Below are 24827 nucleotides of genomic sequence, written 5' to 3'. Positions count from 1 at the left end.
GGACGGCTGAGTTGCGTTAGACTGTGTCATGACCTGCCTCCCTCAATAGTGGCTCTGTGTTGTTGCCTCAACCTCAACGTAACCCACGACGTTGAGGAGGGGCAGGTCAATCCATCATGTCTAGCCGGCTCCTGCGAGTGATGTGCCTACCCATGTTCAATGCCCAGTACTTTCGTACCTTCATCACCCTGGTCGAGACCGGCAGTTTCACCCGCACGGCCCGCCAGTTGGAGATGACCCAGCCCGGGGTCAGCCAGCATGTACGCAAGCTCGAGCAGTATCTGGACAAGCCGTTGCTCGAGCGTCACGGGCGTCGCTTCACCCTCACCGAGGCGGGGCGTCGTGCCTACGACTATGCGCTGAAACTGTTCGCCGAGCACGAGCAGTTTCGCCACTCGCTCGACGCCGATTCGCTCTTCTCCGGTGATTGCCGCCTCGCCTCGCCCGGCAGCGTGGGGCTGATGCTCTATCCGTTCATCCTCGGCCAGCAGCAGATGTACCCGGGGCTCACCGTCAGCTACAGCTTCGCCTTCAACCACGAGATCGTGCAGGACGTCCTGGCCGGTCGCTACGACCTCGGGATCGTCACCGAAGAGGTCAGGCAACCCGACCTGAACGTCGAGTCGTGGCACCGGGAGCCGCTCTGTCTGGTGGTGCCGGCCGACTTCACGGGTAGCGGTCTCGCCGACCTGATGGGCATCGGCTTCATCAGCCATTCGGAAGGGGTGAGCCATGCCGGGGCCCTGCTGCGCAGCAATTTTCCGACAGAGTTCCGCTCCATGAGCCACTTCCGGCGGCAGGGATTCACCAACGAGGTGGGCATGGTGCTGGACGCCGTGGCCCGCGGGCTGGGCTTCACCGTGGTGTCGCGCCTGGTGTTGGAGACCTCGCCGTGGCAGCGTCAGGTCAAGGAGCTCGACCTGCCGATGCCGGTCCACGAGACGCTACACCTGGTGAGTCGGGTCGGGGTCGAGATGCCGCGTCGTTATGCCCGTCTGCTGGAGGATTTCCGCGAGCAGCGCCGCCAGGCGCTCTATGGCTACAGCGAACAGCCGGGCTTCGGCCAGGCGGCCGACGACTGAGCGGTGCTCCCTGACGGCGAGGCCCTGCGGTTGCGGGGCCTCTCGTCAGTCACCTCTCTCGATCCCCTCTCTCGATCACCTCTCTCCATCACGATAGGCATCGATGCTCGGGCAGGAGCAGATCAGCTGCCGGTCGCCGAAGACGTTGTCGACCCGGTTGACCGCCGGCCAGACCTTGGCGTCCTTGACCGCGTCGGAGGGAAAGGCGCCGAGCTCCCGGGAGTAGGGGCGTTCCCAGGCGTCGTCCATCAGGTCGGCCATGGTGTGCGGGGCGCGCACCAGGGGGTTGTCGTCGGTCGTCCACTCGCCACGTTCGACCCGGGCGATCTCCTCGCGGATGGCGATCATGGCGTCACAGAAGCGATCGATCTCGTAGCGAGACTCCGACTCGGTGGGTTCGACCATCAGCGTGCCCGGCACCGGGAAGGACATGGTCGGGGCGTGGAAGCCGTAGTCCATCAGGCGCTTGGCGATGTCCTCCTCGCTGATGCCGGAGGCCGCCTTGAGCGGGCGGATGTCGATGATGCATTCGTGGGCCACGGTACCGTTGATGCCGCGATAGAGCACCGGGTAATGCGCCTCCAGCCGCCGCGCGACGTAGTTGGCATTGAGGATCGCCAGCTCGGTGGCGTGGGTGAGTCCTCGGGCCCCCATCATCTTGATGTAGGCCCAGGAGATCGGCAGGATCGCCGCCGAACCGAAGGCCGCCGCTGCGACCGCGCCGCAGTCGGCGTTCACGCCCTCGATGGGGGTGACCACGTGGTTGGAGACGAAGGGCGCCAGGTGGGCCTTGACGCCGATCGGGCCCATGCCGGGGCCGCCGCCGCCATGGGGAATGCAGAAGGTCTTGTGTAGGTTGAGGTGCGAGACGTCGCCGCCGAAGTCGCCGGGGCGGGTGATGCCCACCTGGGCATTCATGTTGGCGCCGTCGACATAGACCTGGCCGCCGTGCCGGTGGACGATCTCGCATACCTCGCGCACGCTCTCCTCGAACACGCCGTGGGTGGAGGGGTAGGTGATCATGATCGCCGAGAGCTCGCCGCTGTGTGTCTCGGCCTTGGTGCGCAGGTCGGCGAGGTCGACGTTGCCCTGCTCGTCGCACTCCACCACCACCACCTTCATCTGTGCCATGGCCGCCGAGGCGGGGTTGGTGCCGTGGGCGGAGCTGGGGATCAGGCAGACGTCGCGATGCCCCTCGCCGATGGCGGCCTGGTAGCGGCGGATCGCCACCAGGCCGGCGTATTCGCCCTGGGCGCCGGAATTGGGCTGCATGGAGATGTGGTCGTAACCGGTGATCTCCACCAGGAAGGCGGCCAGTTCACCGATCATCTGCTTGTAGCCGGCCACCTGCTCCTTGGGGGCGAAGGGGTGGATGCCGGCGAACTCGGGCCAGGTGATCGGGATCATCTCGCTGGTGGCGTTGAGCTTCATGGTACAGGAGCCCAGCGGGATCATGGCGTGGGTCAGCGACAGGTCCTTGTTCTCCAGGCGCTTCAGGTAGCGCAACATCTCGGTCTCGCTGCGGTAGCGCCGGAAGGTGGGGTGGGTCAGGAAGGCCGACTCGCGCCGGCAGGCCGCGGGAATGCCGCTGATGCCTGCCGAGACGATGCGCTCGTCCAGGGCGGTCACCGAGAGTCCGTGTTCCTCGCCCAGCAGCACGTCGAGCAGGGCGTCCAGGTCGTGGGCGGTGGTGGTCTCGTCGAGGCTCACGCCGACGTCGCCATTGTCGAAATAGCGCAGGTTGATCTCGTGGGTCAGGGCGCGACCATGGATCTTGCCCGCATCGATAGCGGTCAGGCGCAAGGTATCGAACCAGCTGTCGTGGGCCAGCGTCACGCCCTTCTGCTTGAGCCCCTCGGCGAGGATGGTGGTCAGGCGATGGATGCGCCCGGCGATGGTGGTGAGTCCCTCGGCGCCATGGTAGACGGCGTAGAAGCCGGCGATATTGGCCAGCAGTGCCTGGGCGGTGCAGATGTTGGACGTCGCCTTCTCGCGGCGAATGTGCTGCTCGCGGGTCTGCATCGCCATGCGCAGGGCGGGTTTGCCACGGGCGTCCTTCGACACCCCGATGATGCGTCCGGGGATCGAGCGCTTGAGTTTGTCGGTGGTGGCGAAGAAGGCGGCGTGGGGGCCGCCGTAGCCCATGGGGACGCCGAAGCGCTGGGAGCTGCCGACCACGATGTCGGCGCCCAGGGCCCCGGGCTCCTTGAGCAGCACCAGGCTCATGATGTCGGCCGCCACGCAGGTCATGATGCCGCGTCGAGCGGCCCCGGCCAGCAGCGGGGCGAGGTCGTGCACCCGGCCGCCGTCGCCCGGGTATTGCAGCAGGGCGCCGAAGACGTCGGCATCGGCCAGCTCCTCGGCGGGAGCCACGATCAGCTCGAAGCCGAAGTAGGCGGCGCGGGTGCGCACCACGTCCAGGGTCTGGGGCAGGACGTCGGTGGCGATGAAGAAGGCAGCGCTCTTCGACTTCTTGTTGGCGCGCTTGCACAGCGCCATGGCCTCGGCGGCGGCGGTGGCCTCGTCGAGCAGCGAGGCGTTGGCCAGTTCCATGCCGGTGAGGTCCATCACCATCTGCTGGAAGTTGAGCAGCCCCTCCAGGCGGCCCTGGGCGATCTCCGGCTGATAAGGGGTGTAGGCGGTGTACCAGCCCGGATTCTCCAGCACGTTGCGCTGTATCACCGGTGGCAGGTGGGTGTCGTGGTAGCCCTGGCCGATGTAGGTCTTGAACACCTTGTTCTGACGCGCCAGGCGCTTCAGGTAGTCGAGCGCCTCGGCCTCGCTGCGCGGGGCGTCCAGCGACAAGGGGCGGCCGAGGCGGATGCCGGCCGGTACGGTGCGCTCGATGAGCGCCTCCAGGCTTTCCAGGTCCAGGGCGGCCAGCATGGCGGCGACGTCATCGGCGTTCGGGCCGTTGTGGCGTTGGAGGAAATCGTCGTGTGCGGCCAGTTCGGCCAGTCGGCGGTTGTCGAGAACCATGGAGCACCCTGTGTGTCTGGACCCGCCGGATCGCGGCGGTCGGCGAAACAGCATCCCCGGCCGGGCTGGCCGGGGGGCGGAGAAGCGGCTCAGTCGTCGGCGTCGACCACGGCCTGGTAGCCGTCGGCATCGAGCAGTGCGTCGAGGGCGGCGGCATCGACGACTCGGACCTTCATGATCCAGCCATCCTCATAGGGCGACTCGTTGACGGCCTCGGGCGCGTCCTCGAGGGCCTCGTTGACCTCGACGATTTCGCCGGCCACCGGGGCATAGAGGTCGGAGGCGGCCTTGACCGACTCGATCACCCCGAACTCCTCGTGGTGCTCGAGTGCGCGGCCCACCTCGGGTAGCTCGACGAAGACCACGTCGCCGAGTGCCTCCTGGGCATGGTCGGTGATGCCGATGGTCACGGTACCGTCGCCGTTGTCCAGCACCCATTCATGGCTTTCGGCGTAGCGAAGGTTGGCAGGAATTGAGCTCATTGCATTTTTCCTATACGAAAAAGGTTTACCGGTTTCGTGAATGCTAACGCCATTGGCAGCGTTTGGCGAGTCCGTTCATGGCATCGCCCAAGGCGGTCCCTCATGGCGGTGCACGCCTCTCAGGGTGGCTCGCCGGATGTTCGTCGTCCAGTCCCACCGAGAGTGCCGGCCTCGTGAGCCGAGCCGGCGCGGCGAGTCGACAGGCGACGCCATTCCTCACTACGCTTGTGAGAACCGCGCCGGGCGCCCGGGCCTCCCGGGTCATGGGGGCGAAGCGCGATTGCATGGGGTGGGAGTGGCGCGATAGAGTGGCATGTTTCCGATAAGAAACAAGTTTCTTCTGGCGCGCCGAAGTCGACCGCCGGGATCCGCCAGGAGAACCCCCCGGCATCGACATGCGAGACTGGTGACAAAACGGTATGATCCGCTATGGTACGCGGGCTCGCCCTGTCGATCATTCGGCAGGGAGTGCTTTCGGCATGACGATCGACTGACCTGAACCAGTTGGCCTGCGGGGTTGGTTGGCAGGCCAGAACAACAAGCGAATAGGGAGACTTCCGTGGAAACCTTGAACAGCATCTTCGGTGCCATCAACAGCGTCGTGTGGGGGCCCCTGATGCTCATCCTGCTGCTCGGGGTGGGTCTCTACCTGCAGATCGGCCTGAAGCTCATGCCGATCCGCAAGCTCGGCATGGGCTTCCGACTGATGTGGCAGGGGCGCGAGGCCAAGCCGGTCCCGGGCGAGAAGAAGCGGGTGGAAGAGGAGGGCGAGATCTCGCCCTTCAACGCCCTGATGACGGCGCTCTCCGCGACCATCGGGACCGGTAACATCGCCGGCGTGGCCACGGCCATCGCCCTGGGTGGGCCTGGGGCGGTGTTCTGGATGTGGATCACCGCCCTGGTGGGCATGGCCACCAAATTCGCCGAGGCGGTGCTCGCCGTGCGTTACCGCGAGACCGACAGCACCGGCTACCATGTCGGTGGGCCGATGTTCTACATCAAGAATGGCCTGGGCCGGAAGTGGCTCTGGCTCGGCGGAGCCTTCGCCTTCTTCGGCGCCGTGGCGGCCTTCGGCATCGGCAATACCGTGCAGTCCAACTCGGTGGCCGATGCCCTCGACTCGACCTTCGCCATTCCCCACTGGTTGACCGGCGTCGTGATCATGGTGCTGGCCGGTGCCGTGATCCTCGGCGGCATCAAGCGGATCGCCAGGGTGGCGGGCAAACTGGTACCGATCATGGGCATCCTCTATGTCCTGGCCGGTATCCTGGTGCTGATCGTGAATGCCGGACAGATCGGCGAGGCCTTCCGGCTGATCTTCTTCTATGCCTTCAACCCCATGGCGGCGGCCGGTGGTTTCGCCGGTGCGGCAGTGATGGCGGCGATCCGCTTCGGCGTGGCCCGTGGCATCTTCTCCAACGAGGCGGGGCTCGGCAGCGCGCCCATCGCCCATGCCGCGGCCAAGACCAGGAACCCGGTGCGCCAGGGCCTGATCGCCATGCTCGGTACCTTCATCGACACCATCCTCGTGTGCACCATCACCGCACTGGTCATCCTGACCTCGACGGTATGGATCCAGGGCGAGGCGGGGGCTTCGCTGACGGCGCTCTCCTTCGATGCGGCATTGCCGGGCTTCGGTAATCAGATCGTCTCGTTGGCGCTGGCGGTATTCGCCTTTACCACCATCCTCGGCTGGTCCTTCTATGGTGAGAAATGCTTCCAGTTCCTGTTCGGTACCCGCTCCATCATGCTCTACCGGGTGCTCTTCGTGCTGGCCATCCCGCTGGGTGCCATGGCACAGCTGGGCTTCATCTGGCTGATGGCCGACACCTTCAACGCCATGATGGCGATTCCCAACCTGATCGCCCTGGCGCTGCTGTCGCCGGTGGTGTTCAAGCTGACCCGGGATTACTTCGACGGCAAGGAGATCCTGCCGGGCGAGGAGCTGGACCACGACCAGCCCTGAACGGGGATTCACGGCGGAGGGGCCCGGTGGGGTGCCCTTCGCCGCCGGGCCCCGGATTCCATTATCCATGAGGAAACGACATGAGCGAACTCAAGCGTACGCCGCTGCATGACCTGCACCGGGAACTGGGGGCGAAGCTGGTGCCCTTCGCCGGTTACGAGATGCCGGTGCAATATCCGCTCGGGGTCAAGAAGGAGCATGAGCATACCCGTGCCGCCTGCGGCCTGTTCGATGTCTCCCACATGGGCCAGGTGCTGCTGCGCGGGCCGTCGCCCGCCGAGGCCCTGGAGACCCTGGTGTCGGCGGATGTCGTGGGCCTGGCCGAGGGCATGCAGCGCTATGCCCTCTTCACCAGCGAGGAGGGGGGCATCCTCGATGACCTCATGGTGGTCAATGCCGGCGATCATCTCTACCTGGTGGTCAACGCCGCCTGCAAGGAGCAGGACATCGCGCATCTGCGTCGTGGCCTGGCCGATCACCGGGTCGAAGTGGTCGATCGAGGTCTGCTGGCGTTGCAGGGTCCCAAGGCCGCCGCGGTCATGCAGCGGCTCTGCCCGGAAGCCTGCAAGATGGTGTTCATGCAGCACGGCCGATTCACGATCGAGGGCATCGACGTGTGGGTCAGCCGGAGCGGTTATACCGGCGAGGATGGCTTCGAGATCTCGGTGGCCGCCGATCACACCGTGGACCTGGCGCGGCGTCTGCTGGCCGAGCAGGAGGTCGAGGCGATCGGCCTGGGGGCGCGCGACTCCCTGCGCCTGGAAGCCGGCCTGTGTCTCTATGGACACGATATCGACACCACCACCACGCCGGTAGAGGGGGGGCTGATCTGGGCCATCGGCAAGGCGCGCCGTCGCAGTGGCGAGCGTCCGGGCGGTTTCCCTGGGGCCAACCTGATCCTGCACCAGATCGAGGCCAGGGACCATCGCCGCAAGCGCGTGGGCCTGCTGGGCGAGGGGCGAGCGCCGGTGCGCGAGGGCGCCGAGCTCTACGACGCCGACGGCCAGCGCCTCGGCGTCGTGACCTCGGGAGGTTACGGCCCCAGCGTCGGCCGGCCGGTGGCCATGGGTTATGTGGTCGTCGAGGCTGCGGAGCCGGGTAGAACCGTCTACGCCGAGGTGCGCGGCAAGCGGTTGCCGATGACGGTCAGCAAGATGCCCTTCGTGACGCCCGGCTATTATCGCGGCTAGCAATTTTATACCGTTATCTTTCGTATCGTTGCATGATTGCCCACCGCCGATCCGACGCCAACGGCCACCTCCAAGGGAGGTGGCCGTTGGTCTTCGTTTCCCTGGTACAGCCTCCTAGTGCATGGCGTCGTCGTAATCCTGCCAGTAGTGCCCCATCCGGCGCTCTTCGGTCAGTTCATGGAGCTCGAAGCGCCGGGCCAGGCGGGCGCCACCATCACGGGTGAGTGGCTGCCAGGCCAGCCGGGCACGCTGGCGGGTCGAGTGCACGAAGAAGGCATCCAGCGGCAATGACAGGTAGACCCCCTTGTCGAAGCTGCCTTCACCGAAGTCGCTGCCGGCGTCGGTGACGGTGGCCCAGCCCCCCAGCCGCACCCCCGAGTCGAACTCCCGCGAGAGGTCGACGGTGATGCCGAGATCGCCGGCCAGGTAGCGTCCCATGCCGACCTTGGCCAGGACGTCCTCGAAGCCGGTTTGCCAGTAGCCGGTGAGGTGGCCGGTCCAGGTGCTGTAGTCGCGCAGGTCGAAGCGCTGGTCGAAATCGCGCTGCCTGACCCAGTTGACGTCGAGGCCTACCGCCAGGTCGCCATTGAAGGGACGGTAGAGGAGCTCGCCGCCGACCCCCGCGAACATGGTCTCGAGTAGCCCGCCATAGCCCATGGCATACCAGTCGCCCCCCAGGCGTGCGGTGTGACTGTACTGCAGGTTGCTGATGCCGACGTCGGTCTCGGCCAGGTAGTCGCCGATATGCGTGCGTACCCTCGGCAGTTCGGAGTCGGCGATGTACTCGTAGTTCTCGAGGTTGTCGGCCAGGGTGTAGGCCAGGGTGGCCGAGAACCAGCTGTTGGTACCGAGCCGGTACTCGCTGTCCAGGTTGGCTGAGACGCGGTAGAGATACCCGTCGGGGCCGCCGAAGTTCTGCTCGAGCATCGGGCCCAGGCTCCAGCTGACGCCGCGCGGGTCGGCCTCATGCAGGACCTCGCCGGTCGCGGGCCCGAGGGCGCCGTGGGCATAGATACCGTGGCGGTGGTCCACCGTGTCGTCGGCCGAGGCCGTTGCCGCCACCAGGGCGCGCCGGTCGTGCACGCTCTCGCGCAGTTCCAGTCCTCGTTCCTGCCAGCGAAAGCGGAATGTCTCCACCTCGCTGCCCAACTGGTTGTGCAGTAGTCTCCCGGCGCGCTGCTCGCTGTCGGCCAGCGAAGGGTAGCGGCTCGGTTCGCCTTCGACGATCACCTCGGGGCCGTCCTGGCGCAGCCGGCGCACGTTGATGCCGGCGTTGTTGGCGAGCTCGCGCCTCAACGTCTGCCAGTCTCGGGTATGTTCGGCGGGGGCCGGGCCCACCGTGACCGGTGCGGGATCGCGCTTCACCTGGGAGAGGGTCGCCAGGTTGGTGGAGAGCGAGATGCCCAGCATGGCGGTATCGCCGCGTTGCCAGCCGGCCCTGAGTTCGATGCCGTCGGTCAGGCGATAGCGGGCACCGAGGTTGAGGCGGGAGTCCTGGTCCTGGTGGTTGCGCTGGGGCTCACGCTGATAGTCGTTGCCCTCGAGCTCGAGCTGCAGGACCAGCGGGTCCCAGGGCGTCTGGTACTCGATGCCCCCGAACACGGCGGGCGGACCGCTGAACAGGCTGCCCAGGTTGAGGGTGCCGCCGTCGTCGCCCGAGCTGAACCCCGAGCGACGTTCGAAGCGATCGTCGAGCCGTGCGAGGGGGTTGGTGAAGTCGTCCTGGTTGCCCAGGTAGCCCCAGCCGATTCCCAGGCTGACATCGATAGCGTGCCAGCGCTTGCTCGCCACCAGGTATTCGGCACCGAACAGCCCGGTGCCCCCCATGTCGCGTACCCCGACGGCGACCTGGGGCCAGTGGCGGCTCTCCTCGCGCAGGCGCAATTTCGCGTCGAGGCCCTTGTCGAGGTTGTTGCGATCTTCCGTCGCTGCCAGGTACTGACGGTTCTCGACCTCCACGTAGCGGAAGCCGGCCTCCAGCCATTCGGTGGGCTGGAAGAAGAGGTTGTAGCGCCGATAGGGGGCGGTACGCGAGAAGGAGAAGGCGAAGTCGCCCAGGGGGGCCATGCGCGCCGTGGGCGTCTGCATCAGGCCGATGCCGCCGAAGTCGCCCTGGCCGAGGTCGGCCTGGGCGGTAGTGGCCGCCGTCAGGCCGACCGCCAGGGCCAGTGGCGAATGCAGCCGGCGGCGTCGTTCGAGTCCATTCATGGGGTCTGGCCGAAATCCGTATCGGTGAGGTCGAAGGCGTCACAGGTCCCTCCTGGCAGCCGCGAGGCGAGAAACTCCGGCAGGGCGCGGTTCACCCAGTCGGCTTCCCGGCTGTCGCCGGGAAGCCGCAAGACGATCCGACTCCCCGGCACCAGCGGGCTTGTCTCGGCGTTCCAGGCCGCAATGCCCAGCCGCCGTGGCGGGCTCTGGGGGGCGACGACCCAGGTCTCGTCGGCGGCGCGCCAGCTCTCCCCGGGCTGATCCCGCAAGGCCCGTTGCAGCGTCAGGCCGGGCGACCAGGGCCGCCGCACGACGCCACCGAAGGTCCACAGCTCCACCCAATCGGGCGGCTCGCATTGGCCGGCAGCGCTCAGGGTCGACAGCCGTGGGTCGTGGCGGGGAGCGGCGAGCAGGGCAGCCAGGTCGGCGCGTGCCGGGGTGCGGCCGCCTTGCCGGTGCAACTCGTCGATCGCGGCCTGCCAGTCGTTCAGGGCCGCCGCCGCCGATGGTTGACCGTCGAGGTTCCAGCGGCTGGCCAGGGTTGCGAGTTCCTCCTGGAGTCTCAGGGCCTGATCTCGCTGCGAGGCGACGTGCTGCCGACGCAGATAGTAGACGAAGGCCGGATGATCGTGCTGGATGCCGTGGGACAACCAGTACTCCGAAAGGCGGGGGGATTCGCCCGAGGCGCTCGGTGTCAGGCCGAGCGACAGGACCGCCAGCGCCAATCGGCTGGCGAGCCCCGTCGGCGAGCGAAGAGGGAAGGTTCCTTTATCCAGCATGGTGGTGTCTCGTGGGGGCGGTGGGTCGCCGCGGCGCCTCTCAAGGCCCGGCATGGGCAGTGGCGATATCCTCGGCATCGGTCCACCAGGGGCGTGCCACTTGCCAGCGAAGTCGCTGCCCGCCGGGCCAGATGGTGACATCACCGGCCCAGATGCGCTGGCTGGTGGGATCGCGCCACAGTCGGTTGGTGGTGCGTTCTCCCCCCTGCCAGCTCAGGTGCTCGGTGCAGCGCTCGAGGTCGAGGGTCGTCAACGGCAGCGCCAGCGGGCCTGGAGCAGCGCAGTGCAGGGTGACACTGGCCGTGGCGTACTGCTCCGCGCCGGCACCGTCTCGCCAGTGGGCATGCAGGCGATAGTGCTCCGCATCGTCGCTGGCTTCGCGCCACTGGCCGAGCAGGGCGGCGTCGAAACCGGCACTGGACATGGGAAGTCCATCCCGCAGGTGGAGAGTGGCTCGATCACCGGCCTGCCAGTAGGTGTCGCGGCCGTTGTCGCCACTGCGGTGGGCCATGACCATCAGGGCGTCGTTACCTTCGCTGGTCACGGCCAGCGAGGCATAGGGCAGTGCCTCGGCACGCGCGGCCGTGTCGTTCGCTCGCCAGGGCGCGGCCAGGGATTCGCCCATGGGGGTCAGCCCGCCGCCCTGCACGCATCCACCGAGACCGAGACCCAGTGCCACGGCCAGATAGCCACGCAACAGGACCGCCTTGCGGCGGCCCTGTCCTGGTAGCGGTTGTGGACTGTCGCGTCGCGGATCGTGACCCATCAGCGGGTGCCCGTGCCGGTACCCGTGCCGGTACCCGTGCCGGTGCCGCCGGTGCCGGTGGCACCAGTCACCACGCCGATGCCCACGGCGCCCTTGTCGATGGCGCCGGCGATCGCGTCACCCGAGTTTCCGGGGGCGTCGCCCGAGGCGCCTCCACCGGTGGTCACGCCACCTCCGGCGACCGCGTCGGGGGCCGGGGTGTTGCCCGAGTTACCGGGCGTCCCGGGTGTCTGGGTGGTACCTGCCCCCAGGTTGGCGTCGGCAGAGACATCGGCACCGACCGATGCGCCGCTGCCGAGGTTGGCGCTGCCCGTCGCATTGGCCTGGCCGGTGCCGGAAGCCTGCTGGGCGAGGGTCAGAGGCGAAAGCGCCATCAGGGCGATTCCGCCGATGGCGGCGGTCCGCCTCAATGGTTTCAAGGTGTGGATCATGGGTGTCGTTCTCCTGTGGTTGGGCCGGAGGGGGCTCCGGTCCCGATTGTGCCGGAACCGGTCCGGCATACGGCATCTGCAGAGGGGGCTCCAGTTTGCCCCTGGCAGAGGCATCTTGCTCGCGGGAAAGGTCCCGTATTGCCTCGTGATGGTGATGTAATACACGAGTCATTAAAGACGAGAAAGAAACCGATATTTTTCTAGTTATAATATTTGTAAATAATAGTAATAAATTGAAAAATGGAAAACATCGGGGATGACAAGCAGTCAAAAAGGATTATGCTTTCTCTCGTTTCGTTGATGGCGTCCAAGGATCAGGAAGCTCTCGTCGTACCCTCACCTGACCAGTCATTCATCGCCACTACGGCCGTCCAGGCCGGAGTGTCGGTGCGTGTTGCCCACTGGCAACCCAGGCTTCAGGGATGGTCTGTCGACTCTGGGGCGGTAGCGTGCCTGGAGGCCAGCCACGGTCTACCCGCCGGTCTGTCGAGCGTGTCCGAATGCGGATGCGCCGTCGCCTGAGCACGACATGACATGATGCTGTGCATGTTTTGCGACAGTTCTGTTCGATCAGATGTCGCTAAATGACAACATTTATGTCTGTAAATCGCGCCAGTTTCGAAAAATATAATATCGTGAACAAGTGTTATTTTTTTGAAATGAAGGTGTCAGATTGACATAAAAGGGATGTTGTTGCCGTCGGGGCCGAGGCGGCATCAGGGATGGTAACGACAACGGCTTGTAAGTGAGAAGCGTAATGACGCCCAATCGGATGCGCCGGATGATGACCGGAGCAGTACTGGCCACTGGCCTGATCGCCCTGCAGGGCTGCGCCTTCGCGCCCGGCGGGCATATCGACTACCGCACGGATACAGCCCCCCTCGACGACCTGGTGGATATCGAGCCCATCACCTTCGGGCTGGTGCGCTCCCAGCGGCGTGACAACATCGATCCGGACGACATCGGTCGCGTCAGCGAGTCGCTGCGCGGCGACATCGGTGCCTACGACTACCGGATCGGCAAGGGCGACGTGTTGAGCATCATCGTCTATGACCACCCGGAGTTGACCATCCCGGCGGGCAGCGAGCGCAGTGCCGCGGAGTCCGGCAACATCGTGCACAGCGATGGCACCATCTTCTATCCCTATATCGGTCGCATCGAGGCCCTCGGTCTCACCGTCGCCGAGGTGCGCGACATCATCACCCGGGGGCTCGAGCCCTATGTGGCCATGCCCCAGGTCGAGGTACGGGTCGCCGAGTTCAATTCCCAGAAGGTCAGCGTGACCGGGGCGGTGGCGGAGCCGGGGTCGATGCCGATCAGCAACGTGCCCTTGACGGTGCTGGACGCGATCAGCCTGGCCGGCGGGCCGACCGAGGAGGCCAACTGGCACGAGGTGATCCTGACCCGGGAGGGCGAGGAGACCCGGATCTCGCTGCACGACATGCTCAACAACGGCCAGCTGGCGCAGAACCGCCTGCTGCGGGATGGCGACCTGGTGCATGTGCGCGACAACACCGATCAGCGAGTCTACGTGATGGGCGAGGTGCGCGATGCCCGGAGCCTGCCGATGGGCGGGAGTCGCCTGACCCTGACTGATGCCCTGTCCGAAGCCGGCGGCATCGACGAGGGCAACGCCAACGCTTCGGGCATCTTCGTCATCCGCCGGGCGTCAGCGGAGAGCAACAAGCTGGCGACCGTCTATCAGCTCGATGCCCGCAACGCCACGGCCCTGGTGCTCGGTACCGAGTTCGAGCTGCAGCCCACCGACGTGATCTACGTCACCACCACGCCACTGGGTCGCTGGAACCGCGTGATTCGCCAGTTGCTGCCGACGGTCAGCAGCCTCTACCAGACCACGCGTATGGGGCGCGAGCTCGACACATTCAGGGAGTGATCGGAGCCGAGGCGACGTCATCGACCCATCTGTTCAGGACATTTTCATGGCGAAAGACATCAAGGCGGGCGGGCGCCCGCCCCACGACGAGATTGACCTGGGGCGACTGTTCGGGGTGCTGCTGGACGGCAAGTGGCTGATCGTCTCCGTGACTGCCCTGTTCGCGCTGGCGGCCATCGTCCATGTGCAACTGACCACGCCGATCTTCCGTGCCGATGCGCTGGTCCAGGTGGAGGGCAAGACCGGGCTCAGTAACCCGCTTGCCGAGGTACGTTCGATTCTCGGTGAGGAACCCAAGGCGGAAGCCGAGCTGGAGATCCTGCGCTCGCGCATGGTGCTGGGCAAGGCAGTGGACCAGGAGCGCCTCGATATCGTGGTGATCCCGACCCGCCTGGCCCTGGTCGGCGGTTTCCTGGTGCGTCGCGGCATGGAGCGTCCGGGCTTCGCCAGGCGCAGCGTCTGGGCCGGCGAGTATCTCAATATCGGCAGTCTCGAGGTCGATGAGGAGTGGCTCGGCCGGGCCTTCCGGCTGGTGGCCGCCGAACCGGGCCGCTACCGCCTCTATCACGGCGACGTGCTGCTCGGCGAGGGGCGCGTGGGCGAGAACGAGACATTCCTCGATGGCCAGGTGGCGCTCCGTGTGGCCGAGCTGGAGGCCGGGGAGGGCGCCGAATTCACCGTCGTCAGGCGGACCCGGCTGGCGGCGATCAACAGCCTGCGCTCGCGTTTCAGCGTCGGCCAGCGTGGCCGCGACAGCGGGGTCTTCAACATGACTCTGACCGACGAGGATCCCGAGCGTGCCCGGCGCACCCTGAGCGTGATCGGGCAGATCTACCTGACCCAGAACGTCGAACGCCAGAGTGCCGAGGCCGAGCAGAGTCTCGAGTTCCTCGAAGCGCAGGTGCCCGAAGTGCGTTCCGAGCTGGCCACCGCCGAGGACGCCCTCAACGCCTACCGCATGGAGCACGACAGCGTCGACCTGTCGCTGGAGACCCGCTCGGTGCTCGACCGCGTGGTCGAGCTCGAGGCGCAACTCAGCGAGCTGGAGATGGAGCAGGCCGAGATCCGCCGGCGCTACAACGGCGCGCACCCCACCTATGCGGCGCTGATGGAGAAGCGCGAGAACCTGGAGCGGAGTCGTGACCGGCTCAATGGGCAGATCCACGAGCTGCCCGAGACGCAGCAGCAGATCCTGCGCATGTCCCGCGACGTGGAAGTGACCCAGCAGGTCTATGTGCAGCTGCTCAACAAGATCCAGGAGATGAGCATCACCAAGGCCAGTACCGTGGGTAATGTGCGCATCCTCGACGATGCCGTGGCTCAGCCGGGGCCGGTGGAGCCGCGCAAGCCGGTCACGGTGGCGCTCTTCACCCTGATCGGCGGCTTCCTGTCGGTGGCCTTCGTGCTGGTGCGCAGCATCTTCAACCGCGGGGTGGAGAGCGCCGACCAGATCGAAGACCTGGGCTTGCCGGTCTACGCCACCGTGCCGCTCTCCGAGGACCAGCAGAAGCTGGTACGCCGCTTCAAGCGGCGGCACCAGAAGCGTGGCCGCGAGGTCGTCTGCGGCGTGCTGGCCCAGAACGCCCCCGACGACACGGCGGTCGAGGCGCTGCGTGGCCTGCGTACCAGCCTGCACTTCGCCATGCTCGAGGCGCCGAACAACCGGCTGATGATCACCGGCCCCAGCCCGAACATCGGCAAGAGCTTCATCAGCGTCAACCTGGGGGCCGTGATCGCTCAGGGCGGACAGAGCGTCCTGGTCCTGGACGCCGACATGCGCAAGGGCCACGTGCATAGTGCCTTCAACGCCGACAGCCAGGGTGGCCTGTCGGAGTACCTGGCCGGCAAGTGCGCGCTCGACGAGGTGCTTCGCCAGTCGCCGATCAAGGGCCTGAGTTACGTGGCCCGCGGCAAGGCCCCGCCCAACCCGGCGGAGTTGCTGATGAGCGACCGCTTCAGCCGGCTACTCGACGCCCTCGGCGAGCGCTACGACCTGGTGATCATCGATACGCCGCCGATCCTGGCGGTGACCGACGCCGCCGTGGTCGGGCACCAGAGCGGCACCACCCTGCTGGTCGCACGCTTCGGGCTCAATCCGCCTCGCGAGATCGACGTGGCGATGCAGCGCCTCGAGAGCAGTGGGGTCGCGGTCAAGGGCGGCATCCTCAACGCTATCGAACGCAAGGCCGCCACCAACTACGGCTACGGCTATTACCACTATGCCTACAAGACGACCAATACCTAGGCCGGCACGACCACCGACACCCGGGCCCGCGAGGCCGGTGACCGATTTCCGCCCCCGCGATGGCGGGGGCATTCCTCAACCCCTCACACCACACCATGGAAGTGTCATGACCACCATCAAAGAGCGAGTGATTGACCGGCTGGAGCGCAAGGACGCCGTGATCGGGATCGTCGGGCTCGGCTACGTGGGCCTGCCGCTGATGCTGCGCTACAGCGACATCGGCTATCGGGTGCTGGGTATCGATATCGACCCGGCCAAGGTCGAACGGCTCAACGCCGGAGGCAGCTACATCGAGCATATCCCCGGCGAGCGGGTCGCCCGTGCCTGCGATGCCGGCTTCGAGGCCACCACCGACTTCGCCCGCGTCGGCGAGGCGGACGCCGTGATCCTCTGCGTGCCGACCCCGCTCAACAAGTATCGTGAGCCCGACATGAGCTTCGTGATCGATACCGTGGATGCCCTCAAGGGCCACCTGCGCGAGGGGCAGGTGATTTCGCTGGAGAGCACCACCTACCCCGGTACCACCGAGGAGGAGCTGTTGCCGCGGGTCGAGGAGGGCGGCCTGGCGGTCGGCGAGCAGTTGTTCCTGATCTATTCACCGGAACGCGAAGACCCGGGCAACCCCGCTTTCGAGACCCGTACCATTCCCAAGGTGGTGGGGGGGCACACCGCGGCCTGCCGCGAGGTGGGGGTGGCGCTGTATCGGCCGGCTATCGACCGGGTGGTGCCGCTGAGCTCCACCAGGGCCGCCGAGATGACCAAGCTGCTCGAGAACATCCATCGGGCGGTGAACATCGGTCTGGTCAACGAGATGAAGGTGGTCGCCGACCGCATGGGCATCGACATCTTCGAGGTGGTGGATGCCGCGGCCACCAAGCCCTTCGGCTTCACTCCCTACTACCCGGGGCCGGGCCTGGGCGGCCACTGCATCCCCATCGATCCCTTCTACCTGACCTGGAAGGCCCGCGAGTACGGCCTGCATACCCGCTTCATCGAACTCTCCGGCGAGATCAACCAGGGCATGCCGGAGTACGTGGTCGGCAAGCTGATGGAGGGGCTCAATCAGCAGGGACGCGCCCTCAAGAGCAGCCGGGTGCTGGTACTGGGCATCGCCTACAAGAAGAACGTCGACGACATGCGCGAGTCGCCCTCGGTACGGATCATGGAGCTGGTTCGCGACCGCGGCGCCGAGGTGGCCTACAGCGACCCCCATGTGCCGGCCTTCCCGCCCATGCGCGGGCACCACTTCGACCTCGAGAGCGTGCCGCTTGCCCCCGCCACCCTGGCCGATTTCGACGCCGTGGTGCTGGCCACCGATCATGATCGCTTCGATTACCCGATGATTCGGGCCCACGCCCGGCTGATCGTCGACACCCGCGGCATCTACCGCGGCGATGGCCTCGACAAGGTGATCAAGGCCTGACCCCGACTCGACCCACCATGCGCACAAGGAACACGCCATGAAGTATTTCGCACTGATCGGCGCCGCCGGTTACATCGCCCCGCGCCACATGAAGGCCATCAAGGATACCGGCAATCACCTGGCGGTGGCCTACGACATCAACGACTCGGTGGGCATCATCGACTCCATCTCGCCGGAGAGCGAGTTCTTTACCGAGTTCGAGTGCTTCCAGGAGCACGCCTGGCAGCGCCGGCGCGACCCCTATACCGCGCTGGACTACGTGGCGGTGTGCTCGCCCAACCACTTGCATCACGCCCATATCACCGCCGGGCTGCGCCTGGGCTGCGACGTGATCTGCGAAAAGCCACTGGTGCCCACGCCGGCCCTGCTCGACGAGCTCGAGCGGGTCGAGCTGGAGACCGGCAAGCGGGTCTACAACATCCTGCAGCTGCGTCACCATCCGTCGATTCTCGAACTCAGGGAGCGGGTCGCCGCCGAGACCCACCACGACAAGCACGACGTCGAGCTGACCTATATCACCTCCCGTGGCCGATGGTACCAGGAGAGCTGGAAGGGCGACCCGCGCAAGTCCTTCGGTGTGGCCACCAACATCGGGGTGCACTTCTTCGACATGCTGCACTTCGTGTTCGGTGACCTCGAACGCAACGTGCTCCACTACGCCGACGAGAAGAAAGCGGCCGGCTACCTGGAGTACGAGAAGGCCCGGGTGCGCTGGTTCCTCTCCATCGATGCCGACGACCTGCCCTCGAGCGTCGAGGGCCAGCAGACCACCTATCGCTCGATTCTCTGCGAAGGGCGCGAGATCGAGTTCTCGGGGGGATTCACCGATCTCCACACCGTCAGCTATCGGGAGATCCTCGCCGGCCGTGGCTACGGCATCAACGAGGCCCGCCACTGCATCGAGACCGTCGATGCCATCCGTGTCGCTGCCGTTGAGGCGCCGTCTGCGGGTGAGGCTCACCCCTGCCTCAAGCGCTTCGCGCAGTGAGGTCGGCCATGAACATGCAGATACCACAGGTGCAGATACATCCCAGCGCCGTCGTCGACGCGGGGGCCGAGATCGGCGAGGGCTCACGCGTCTGGCACTTCGTCCATGTCTGTGGTGGGGCGCGCATCGGCCGTGAGGTCTCGCTCGGCCAGAACGTCTTCGTCGGCAATCGGGTCGCGATCGGCGATCGCTGCCGGGTGCAGAACAACGTCTCGGTCTACGACAACGTGACCCTGGAAGAGGGGGTGTTCTGCGGACCGAGCATGGTGTTCACCAACGTCCACAACCCGCGAGCGCTGGTCGAGCGCAAGGACGAGTATCGTGACACCCGGGTGCGCGAGGGCGCCACCCTGGGGGCCAACTGCACCATCGTCTGCGGGGTGACCATCGGCCGCTTCGCCTTCGTCGGTGCTGGCGCCGTGGTCAGTCGCGACGTACCGGACTTCGCGCTGGTGGTGGGGGTGCCGGGGCGCCAGATCGGCTGGATGAGCCGCCACGGCGAGCGCCTGGACCTGCCGCTGGAGGGCGAAGGGGCGGTGACCTGTCCGCATACCGGCGACCGCTACCGTCTGCACGGTCGCTCCGTCACCTGCCACCCCGCCTGAGCCGAAACCAAGGGAAGCGACACGCATGGACTTCATCGATCTCAAGGCCCAGCAGTTGCGGATCCGTGACCGCATCAACGATGGCATTCGCACCGTGCTGGAGCACGGCAAGTACATTCTCGGGCCGGAAGTGGAAGAGCTGGAGGCGCGGCTGGCCGCCTACGTCGGCGTGCGCCACTGCATCAGCTGCGCCAACGGCACCGATGCCCTGCAGATCGCCCAGATGGCGCTCGGCATTGGCCCCGGCGACGAGGTGATCACGCCTGGCTTCACCTATATCGCCACCGCCGAGACCGTGGCCCTGTTGGGCGCGCGGCCGGTCTACGTCGACATCGAGCCGCGGACCTACCTGCTCGACCCGGCCAAGCTCGAGGCCGCAATCACCCCGCGCACCCGGGCGATCATCCCGGTCTCGCTCTACGGTCAGTGCGCCGACATGGATGCCATCAACGCCATCGCCGGGCGCCACGGCATCCCGGTGATCGAGGACGCGGCCCAGAGCTTCGGCGCCACCCATCGGGGCCGGCGCTCCGGCGGTCTCTCGACCATCGCCACCACCTCCTTCTTCCCCAGCAAGCCGCTGGGCTGCTACGGCGACGGCGGGGCGCTGTTCACCGACGACGACGAGCTGGCGGTGGTGCTGCGGCAGATCGCTCGTCACGGCCAGGACCGTCGCTACCACCATGTACGCGTCGGCATCAACAGCCGGCTCGACACCCTGCAGGCGGCCATCCTGCTGCCCAAGCTGGAGATCCTCGACGAGGAGCTGCTGCTGCGCGAGAAGGTCGCCCAGTGCTACGGGCGGCTGCTCGGGGCGGCGGGGCTCGTGACGCCTCACATCGAACCCGGCAACACCAGCGCCTACGCCCAGTACACCGTGGAGGTGGAGGATCGCGAGCTGGTGCTGGCGCGGCTGGCCGAGGCCGGTATTCCTACCGCGGTGCACTACCCGATCCCGCTCAACCAGCAGCCGGCGGTGGCCGACCCCGGCGCCGAGCTGCCGGTGGGCAATGCGGCCTCGCGGCGGGTGGTCAGCCTGCCGATGCATCCCTACCTGGGCGCCGACGACCAGCACCGAATCGTCACGGCCCTCCAGGAGGCCCTGCTGTGAAGCCGGAAGTCCGGGGAGGCGTCGCGTGTTGAGCCGTCTTGCCGCACCGGCCCGCCGCCTGCTACCGACCCATGCCTTCGCTCGCGGGGTGAGCGTGCTGGTGGGGGGCACGGCGGGGGCGCAGCTGCTGGCCGTGCTGGCCGCACCGCTGCTGACACGGCTCTACACCCCGGACGACTTCGGTCTGCTGGCGGTGTATGGCGCGCTGCTGGCGCTGTTCACGGTGGTGGCGAGCGGCCGCTACCAGTTCGCCATTCCGCTGCCCGAGTCGGATCGCGCGGCCGCCGAGGTCGTGGTGCTCAGCCTCGCCGTCGTGGTCGTGACCACGGCGGCCGCGGTACTGCTGGTGGGTCTCGCCGGTGACGGCCTGGCCGAACGGCTCGGGGTGCCGGCGCTGGCCCCCTGGCTGTGGTGGCTGCCGGTGGGGGTGGCGCTGGCCGGCGGTTACCAGGCGGTGAGCCACTGGGCGGTGAGAACCAGGGCCTTTCCGGCCATCGCCGCCACGCGCCTCAAGCAGTCGCTTTCGCTGCTGGCGATCCAGCTCGTGGCGAGTCCGCTGGGGGGGCTGGGGTTGATCATGGGGCAGGCGGTCGGGCAGGGCATGGGCACCCTGTCGCTGGCACGCTCTACGCTGCAGGCCGTGGCGTACCATCGGGTGCGCCCGGCCGGCGTGCTGGCGGCCGCCGTCCGCTATCGTCGCTTCCCGCTCTTCTCCACCTGGTCGGGGCTGTTCAACACCCTTGGCAAGCAGTTGCCGCCGCTGCTGTTCGCCGTGCTGTTCAGCCCGGTGGCGGCGGGGCTCTATGCCCTCGCCCACCGGGTGCTGGCGATGCCCATGGCGCTGGTCGGCGAGGCGGTGGGGAAGGTGTTCTTCTCGAGCGCCGCCGAGGCTCACCGCGCCGGCCGGCTCGGCCCGCTGGTGACCGAGGTGCACGCCATCCTGGCGCAGATCGCCATGCCGCCGGCCATCGTGCTGGCGCTGGTCGGGCCGGAACTGTTTGCCCTGGCCTTCGGCGATGCCTGGCGGCCGGCCGGCGAGTTCGCCCGCTGGATGGCGCCCTGGCTCTACATGGTGTTCGTCACCTCGCCGCTGAGCCACCTGTTCTCGGTGATGGAGCGCCAGTGGCAGGGCATGGCCTTCCAGGCCCTGCTGCTGGTGGTACGACTGGTCGCCATCGCCATCGGCGCTGCGCTGGACGACCTGCTGCTCACCGTGGCGCTCTTCTCGCTTACCAGCACCGCCTGCTGGATCGGCTTCCTGGCTTGGCTCACGGCCATCACCGGCAACCGCTGGCCGGCCCTGGTGATGCCCACCGGCACGGCCCTGGCGTGGAGCCTGGCGTTGACCCTGCCGCTGTCGCTGGCGCTGCTCCCCGGCGAGACCCGTTGGCCGTGGCTGGCGGGCCTGGCACTCAGCGGTGGGCTGCTGGTAACGCGTTACCTGTTCCTGTTTCGAAAGGCCTATCGATGACCGCGATCCATTGTCACTTCACCTCACGCCACTGGGTATCCCGTGCACTCCCGGCCGGTAGCGCCCACCTGCGTGGCACCGCCTGGCTGGGCGGGCGCCGCCTGGGGCCCGACGAGGCTGCCGCGCTGGTCGATCCCGCCGTCGAGGCCGGGCGCTGGCGGGCGCGGCTGGCCGGGCTGAACGGCTTCCATGCGCTGGTCCGCCAGGATGCCGCCGGGCTGGTGGCCGTGGTCGACCGGATCCGCTCGTGCCCGCTCTTCTACGGGGTCGCCGGGGGTGAGCTGTACCTCAGCGATGACGCCGACTGGGTGCGTCGCCGGGTCGGCGACGAGGCCATGGACCCGGCGGCGTGCGAGGAGTTCCAGCTGGCCGGCTATGTCACCGGTCGCGACACCCTGTTCCGGCGGGTCAAGCAGCTGCGCGCCGGTGAGTGCCTGGTGGCACACGAGACCGATACCGGGCTCTCCCTGTCGCCGCAGCGCTACTACCGTTTCGGCCATGCCGAGGTACCCGGCCGCGACGAGGCGGCACGGCAGGCGGCGCTGGGTGAGGTCACCGAGGCCGCCTTCCGGCGCCTGACCGAGTTCGCCGACGGGCGCCAGATCGTGGTGCCGCTCAGCGGTGGCTACGATTCGCGACTGGTGGCGACGATGCTGGCCCGGCTCGGCTATCCGAAGGTACTGACCTACGCCTATGGCCACCCCGGCAATCGCGAGGCCGCGGTGAGCCACGAGGTGGCCCGCCGCCTGGGGCTGCCCTGGACCTTCATCGAGTACAACCGGGAGGCCTGGCGGGAGGCCGCCGAGGGGGCGGATTACTGGGACTACCAGCAGTGGGCCTCCGGTTGGCACAGCATCACCAACATGCAGGACTGGCTCGCGGTGAAGCGGCTCGAGGCCGATGGCCGGGTCGATCCGGATGCCGTCTTCGTCCCCGGGCACTGTTGCGTCACCGGCTTCGTGCCGCCGGAGGTGTTCGCCGCCGAGCGCGAGGGGCGGGCGATGGCACCGGGCGCCCTGTGCGAGGCGATCCGGGCTCGCCACTACACCCAGTGGTGCACGGCCGAGGGGGATGCCGCCTTCGATGAGCGGGTGGTCCCGCGGCTCGCCCGCGAGTATCCCTTCGATCGGCCTCTCGAGACCGATGCCTTCATCCGCGACTTCGTTCGCTTCGGCTGGCAGGAGCGGCAGGCGAAGTTCATCGTCAACACCGTCCGCTCCTTCGAGTTCTTCGGGTTCGACTGGTGGATGCCCCTCTACGACCGCGAGTTCATGGACTTCTGGCAGCACGTGCCGCGCTCCTGGCTCGACGGGCGAGAGGCCTATGTGGCCTTCGTCGAGCGTGCCTTCGCCGACAACGGAGGCGGCGATGTGCCGCTCGGCAATGCCGCCCGGCAGGCCCGGCGTAGCCTGGGGGCCCGGCTGGCGCGCCTGGCGCTGTTCAGGCGCGGGCCCGGGGCGCGGCTCAAGCTCGCCCTCAGGCGCGCCCTTCCGGGCCTGGCCAAGGGCAATACCACGGCCTCGAGTGGTCGTTTCCCGGCCGAGGAGTTCGAACGACTCATGGCCAGGGGGTATTCCCACAACGGCGTGGCGGCGCACGTCTTTCTCGAGAGGTTTTCCTGACCCATGGCCGCTCCCCGACCGTTACGCCGCCTCCGCCGCCTGGGCGACGCGGCCGCGCTGCTGGCGCGCAACCTGCACCGGGCGCAGGGGCTGACCCCGGTAACACCGCGCACCTTTGGTGATTACCGCCTGTGCGGCATGGATCGCACGCGCCTCGCGGCGGCCCTGTCGCTCTACGCCGAGCTGCATGATGGCAAGCCCCTCGATCCGGCACGCCGGCTGCTCTACCGGTGGGCCGGCGAGCGCCTCGGAGTGGTTGCCGAGGACGCCGATGGCCGGGTGGTGGGCGTCGGCTTCTATGGCTTCAATCTCCGCGACCTGCGCGAGGGCAGGGTGCACGCGAGCTTCAGCGGTGTGCGGCCGGCCCATCGCGGCCGAGGGCTGGCGACCGAGGTGCGCCGCACCGCGATCCTGCATTTCCGTGCCAACGGCGTGACCGGGTACTCGTCACGCATCTCCGCGGACAACGTCGCTTCGCTCAAGGCCAGCTGCAGGCTCGGCTTCCGGGTGGTGGACCGCTATACGGACCCGGCGAGCGGCGAAACGCGCTACTACCTGGTGTGCGACTTCGATCGGGACTTTCACGTCGAGGGTGACGACGCACAGGGAGGAGGCGACAGGGAGCATCGGCCCACACCGGCAAAGGATTCTGCACAATGAAGAGTGATCCCCTGTTTCATCCGGGATGGATCCGGTTCAACGAGCAACAGTGGGGGCTCGAGGCCGAGCCCGTGTCGTTGACCCCCGACAAGGGCGATGCCTGGCGCCTCGACACGGTGTTCTACCGCAACCGGCGCGGCAAGCTGGTCACCCCGCCGCGCAACCCCTACCTGCCACTCCACTTCGAGTGCAGCAGCGAGCGCCCGGCATCGATCAATCGGCGCAAGCGGATGGCGCTGACCCGCCTCGCCGAGCGACTGTGCGAGACGGGGCTCGGCGGCAGCCTCAGCCTCTCTCCGGTGGCGGACGACGTCCGTCCCTTCGAGTGGGCGCGGATGACCGCGCGTCCGCGCTTCACCTACCACCTGGAGATCGCCGGGCGCGAGGCGCGCATCGATCCCAGTGCCCGCAAGAAGGCCCGCAAGTGCCGGCGGCTCGAGTATCGCTGCGAGGTGAGCGACGACTATGCCGCGGTGGCGGGGTGCCTGTCCGGCCCCGAGGCGCGCAAGGGGTTCGATTACCGCCTGGAGGCCGCCGAGCTCGAGTCGCTCGCCGAGCTGATGGGGCCGGAGCACTTCGTCTGCTTCCTGGCCCGCGACAGCCGGGGCGAGCCCATGGGCACCCGGGTCTGCCTCTATGCCCCCGGGGGCCATGCACTGGCCTGGTCGGCGGGCATGAGGACCGAGGCCATGAAGGATGGCGTCAACAACCTGGTGGCCGAGGAGGCCCTGGCGTTCTTCGAGACGAAGGGTTGCACGGTGTTCGACTTCATCGGTGCCAACATCCCGCCGGTGGCGGAGATGAAGGAGGCCTGGGGCGGACGGCTGGTCTGCCACTTCGCGATCAGCCAGCGCGGCGTGCGCCAGCTGGCCCGGGAAGCCTATGTGACGGCACGTACCCTGCTGAAGAGGGAATCCAAGTGAAC

The 24827-nt window shown here is 67.3% G+C and carries 19 protein-coding genes; 13 read left to right on the top strand and 6 right to left on the bottom strand.

From position 1 onward, the window contains the following. Nucleotides 1-152 precede the first annotated feature (152 nt). Nucleotides 153-1082, top strand: coding sequence for a LysR family transcriptional regulator (locus AC5W54_RS04830; protein ID WP_495960937.1), 930 nt, complete (start codon nucleotides 153-155; stop codon nucleotides 1080-1082). A gap of 75 nt (nucleotides 1083-1157) precedes the next feature. Here AC5W54_RS04830 and gcvP read toward each other — a convergent pair whose 3' ends face one another. Next, the gene (gene gcvP, locus AC5W54_RS04825) at nucleotides 1158-4061 is read right to left on the bottom strand and encodes an aminomethyl-transferring glycine dehydrogenase (RefSeq protein WP_495960936.1); all 2904 of its coding nucleotides are present in this window, start codon (nucleotides 4059-4061) and stop codon (nucleotides 1158-1160) included. Between the two features lie 89 nt (nucleotides 4062-4150). Then, on the bottom strand, nucleotides 4151-4543 hold the full coding sequence (gene gcvH / locus AC5W54_RS04820) for a glycine cleavage system protein GcvH (RefSeq protein WP_495960935.1): 393 nt from the start codon (nucleotides 4541-4543) through the stop codon (nucleotides 4151-4153). Between the two features lie 559 nt (nucleotides 4544-5102). On the opposite strand from gcvH, the gene AC5W54_RS04815 reads away from it, so the two are divergent. Beyond that, complete coding sequence (locus AC5W54_RS04815; RefSeq protein ID WP_495960934.1) at nucleotides 5103-6509, top strand: alanine/glycine:cation symporter family protein; 1407 nt, start codon at nucleotides 5103-5105, stop codon at nucleotides 6507-6509. An 80-nt stretch (nucleotides 6510-6589) separates the two neighbouring features. Then, on the top strand, nucleotides 6590-7699 hold the full coding sequence (gene gcvT / locus AC5W54_RS04810; protein ID WP_495960933.1) for a glycine cleavage system aminomethyltransferase GcvT: 1110 nt from the start codon (nucleotides 6590-6592) through the stop codon (nucleotides 7697-7699). 114 nt (nucleotides 7700-7813) lie between these two features. On the opposite strand, the gene AC5W54_RS04805 is transcribed toward gcvT, so the two are convergent. From AC5W54_RS04805 to AC5W54_RS04790, 4 genes are all read right to left on the bottom strand, one after another. Further along, nucleotides 7814-9907 carry a YjbH domain-containing protein gene (locus AC5W54_RS04805; RefSeq protein WP_495960932.1) on the bottom strand — a complete coding sequence of 698 codons (2094 nt, stop codon included), beginning with the start codon at nucleotides 9905-9907 and terminating at the stop codon, nucleotides 7814-7816. Then, complete coding sequence (locus AC5W54_RS04800) at nucleotides 9904-10686, bottom strand: hypothetical protein (RefSeq protein ID WP_495960931.1); 783 nt, start codon at nucleotides 10684-10686, stop codon at nucleotides 9904-9906. Before AC5W54_RS04800 ends, AC5W54_RS04805 begins: the two co-directional genes overlap by 4 nt. Nucleotides 10687-10726: 40 nt before the next feature. After that, a complete protein-coding gene (locus tag AC5W54_RS04795) occupies nucleotides 10727-11383 on the bottom strand; it encodes a YjbF family lipoprotein (protein ID WP_495960930.1) in 657 nt (218 codons plus the stop codon). A 68-nt stretch (nucleotides 11384-11451) separates the two neighbouring features. Next, a complete protein-coding gene (locus AC5W54_RS04790; RefSeq protein WP_495960929.1) occupies nucleotides 11452-11883 on the bottom strand; it encodes a hypothetical protein in 432 nt (143 codons plus the stop codon). A 781-nt stretch (nucleotides 11884-12664) separates the two neighbouring features. Here AC5W54_RS04790 and AC5W54_RS04785 point away from each other — a divergent pair. From AC5W54_RS04785 to AC5W54_RS04740, 10 genes are all read left to right on the top strand, one after another. Then, nucleotides 12665-13777 (top strand): polysaccharide export protein, encoded by a 1113-nt coding sequence (locus AC5W54_RS04785; protein ID WP_495960928.1) that lies wholly within the window; start codon nucleotides 12665-12667, stop codon nucleotides 13775-13777. Between the two features lie 46 nt (nucleotides 13778-13823). Then, complete coding sequence (locus AC5W54_RS04780) at nucleotides 13824-16022, top strand: polysaccharide biosynthesis tyrosine autokinase (protein WP_495960927.1); 2199 nt, start codon at nucleotides 13824-13826, stop codon at nucleotides 16020-16022. A 106-nt stretch (nucleotides 16023-16128) separates the two neighbouring features. Next, nucleotides 16129-17445: a nucleotide sugar dehydrogenase gene (locus AC5W54_RS04775; RefSeq protein WP_495960926.1), complete on the top strand. Its 1317-nt coding sequence runs from the start codon at nucleotides 16129-16131 to the stop codon at nucleotides 17443-17445. A gap of 37 nt (nucleotides 17446-17482) precedes the next feature. Beyond that, entirely contained in the window at nucleotides 17483-18433 is a 951-nt protein-coding gene (locus AC5W54_RS04770) for a Gfo/Idh/MocA family protein (protein ID WP_495960925.1), read from the top strand. 14 nt (nucleotides 18434-18447) lie between these two features. Continuing rightward, a complete protein-coding gene (locus tag AC5W54_RS04765) occupies nucleotides 18448-19038 on the top strand; it encodes an acyltransferase (protein ID WP_495960943.1) in 591 nt (196 codons plus the stop codon). A 25-nt stretch (nucleotides 19039-19063) separates the two neighbouring features. Then, nucleotides 19064-20149, top strand: coding sequence for a DegT/DnrJ/EryC1/StrS family aminotransferase (locus AC5W54_RS04760; protein WP_495960924.1), 1086 nt, complete (start codon nucleotides 19064-19066; stop codon nucleotides 20147-20149). A gap of 25 nt (nucleotides 20150-20174) precedes the next feature. Beyond that, nucleotides 20175-21620 (top strand): lipopolysaccharide biosynthesis protein, encoded by a 1446-nt coding sequence (locus AC5W54_RS04755; RefSeq protein WP_495960923.1) that lies wholly within the window; start codon nucleotides 20175-20177, stop codon nucleotides 21618-21620. Next, nucleotides 21617-23242 carry an asparagine synthase-related protein gene (locus tag AC5W54_RS04750; protein ID WP_495960922.1) on the top strand — a complete coding sequence of 542 codons (1626 nt, stop codon included), beginning with the start codon at nucleotides 21617-21619 and terminating at the stop codon, nucleotides 23240-23242. The genes AC5W54_RS04755 and AC5W54_RS04750 overlap by 4 nt, the downstream gene beginning before the upstream one ends. Before the next feature lie 3 nt (nucleotides 23243-23245). Further along, nucleotides 23246-23902, top strand: a complete 657-nt coding sequence (locus AC5W54_RS04745) for a GNAT family N-acetyltransferase (protein WP_495960921.1) — start codon at nucleotides 23246-23248, stop codon at nucleotides 23900-23902. Continuing rightward, nucleotides 23899-24825 carry a GNAT family N-acetyltransferase gene (locus AC5W54_RS04740; protein ID WP_495960920.1) on the top strand — a complete coding sequence of 309 codons (927 nt, stop codon included), beginning with the start codon at nucleotides 23899-23901 and terminating at the stop codon, nucleotides 24823-24825. Before AC5W54_RS04745 ends, AC5W54_RS04740 begins: the two co-directional genes overlap by 4 nt. The last annotated feature ends 2 nt before the right edge of the window (nucleotides 24826-24827 follow it).

This window comes from Halomonas sp. LMYGS-3 (assembly GCF_059509875.1).
This window is presented reverse-complemented; position numbering and strand designations above follow the sequence as displayed.

Excerpts from the sequence above, each read along its gene's own strand:
- AC5W54_RS04765 (WP_495960943.1), top strand. The coding sequence starts at position 18,448 with ATGCAGATACCACAGGTGCAGATACATCCCAGCGCCGTCGTCGACGCG.
- AC5W54_RS04790 (WP_495960929.1), bottom strand. The coding sequence starts at position 11,883 with ATGATCCACACCTTGAAACCATTGAGGCGGACCGCCGCCATCGGCGGA.
- AC5W54_RS04800 (WP_495960931.1), bottom strand. The coding sequence starts at position 10,686 with ATGCTGGATAAAGGAACCTTCCCTCTTCGCTCGCCGACGGGGCTCGCC.
- AC5W54_RS04745 (WP_495960921.1), top strand. The coding sequence starts at position 23,246 with ATGGCCGCTCCCCGACCGTTACGCCGCCTCCGCCGCCTGGGCGACGCG.
- AC5W54_RS04805 (WP_495960932.1), bottom strand. The coding sequence starts at position 9,907 with ATGAATGGACTCGAACGACGCCGCCGGCTGCATTCGCCACTGGCCCTG.
- AC5W54_RS04750 (WP_495960922.1), top strand. The coding sequence starts at position 21,617 with ATGACCGCGATCCATTGTCACTTCACCTCACGCCACTGGGTATCCCGT.
- gcvT (WP_495960933.1), top strand. The coding sequence starts at position 6,590 with ATGAGCGAACTCAAGCGTACGCCGCTGCATGACCTGCACCGGGAACTG.
- AC5W54_RS04775 (WP_495960926.1), top strand. The coding sequence starts at position 16,129 with ATGACCACCATCAAAGAGCGAGTGATTGACCGGCTGGAGCGCAAGGAC.
- AC5W54_RS04740 (WP_495960920.1), top strand. The coding sequence starts at position 23,899 with ATGAAGAGTGATCCCCTGTTTCATCCGGGATGGATCCGGTTCAACGAG.
- gcvP (WP_495960936.1), bottom strand. The coding sequence starts at position 4,061 with ATGGTTCTCGACAACCGCCGACTGGCCGAACTGGCCGCACACGACGAT.
- gcvH (WP_495960935.1), bottom strand. The coding sequence starts at position 4,543 with ATGAGCTCAATTCCTGCCAACCTTCGCTACGCCGAAAGCCATGAATGG.
- AC5W54_RS04760 (WP_495960924.1), top strand. The coding sequence starts at position 19,064 with ATGGACTTCATCGATCTCAAGGCCCAGCAGTTGCGGATCCGTGACCGC.
- AC5W54_RS04830 (WP_495960937.1), top strand. The coding sequence starts at position 153 with ATGTTCAATGCCCAGTACTTTCGTACCTTCATCACCCTGGTCGAGACC.
- AC5W54_RS04770 (WP_495960925.1), top strand. The coding sequence starts at position 17,483 with ATGAAGTATTTCGCACTGATCGGCGCCGCCGGTTACATCGCCCCGCGC.
- AC5W54_RS04780 (WP_495960927.1), top strand. The coding sequence starts at position 13,824 with ATGGCGAAAGACATCAAGGCGGGCGGGCGCCCGCCCCACGACGAGATT.
- AC5W54_RS04785 (WP_495960928.1), top strand. The coding sequence starts at position 12,665 with ATGATGACCGGAGCAGTACTGGCCACTGGCCTGATCGCCCTGCAGGGC.